Origin of the sequence: Cupriavidus campinensis (assembly GCF_905397395.1) — a bacterium.
Lineage (GTDB): Bacteria > Pseudomonadota > Gammaproteobacteria > Burkholderiales > Burkholderiaceae > Cupriavidus > Cupriavidus campinensis.
In genome coordinates this window covers 1-618 of the sequence record NZ_CAJPVH010000156.1, presented here as the reverse complement: position 1 = coordinate 618, position 618 = coordinate 1, and the positions used below count along the sequence as shown (strand labels likewise).

1 protein-coding gene is annotated in these 618 nt (G+C 72.3%); it reads right to left on the bottom strand.

Features of this window, described 5'->3' with window-relative positions; translation table 11 throughout:
* Positions 1 to 94: 94 nt before the first annotated feature.
* A partial coding sequence (locus tag KHO18_RS28310; RefSeq protein ID WP_211944327.1) for a hypothetical protein occupies positions 95 to 618 on the bottom strand: 524 nt, incomplete at its 5' end.

The window sequence follows — 618 nt, the reverse complement described above, 5'->3', positions numbered from 1 at the left end:
AACGCGCCGGGCGGCGTGACCGGCCGTGGCGGCGGCGCCTGGGAAATGCCGGGTCCAGCCGGCGTGCCCGTGGCGGGCACCGGCGTGCCGCGCCTCATGGCTGGCCTCCGTCCATATGCGGATCGGTCCAGAGCTGCGTGATCTGCGCCTGGATCAGCACGTCCGGGCCGAAGTCGCAACCGGTGCGGATCTGCAGCCGGTAGCTCGCGTTGCGCCCGCTCGTGCCGGCCCAGCGCAGCTCCAGGCGGTCGCAGCGCCGGCTGTAGTAGCCATGCGTGCTGCGGATGCCGCGCTTGCGGTTCAGGAAATCAAACAGTCCCAGCGTTGGGTTGTAGGTGTTCATCGCGATGGCATGGACGAGCCCGAAACGGCCCTTTCCGCGAAGCCCCGCGCCGGCCACCACCTCGAACGCCTGGCAGCCTTCGAGATCGTCGGTCAGGTCCTGCCAATGGCCGTCGGCGCGCAGCGGCACCGGATGTGCGCGCGTGAACGCGCCCTGCCGCCCCTCGCTGCGCACCGTGCCCGCCACGTCCAGGCGGGTACGCGGCTGCGCGGTGCCGATGCCGACGCGCTGTGCCGGGTCCAGGCACAGCAGCGCCGGATCGGGCTCGGCGGCCT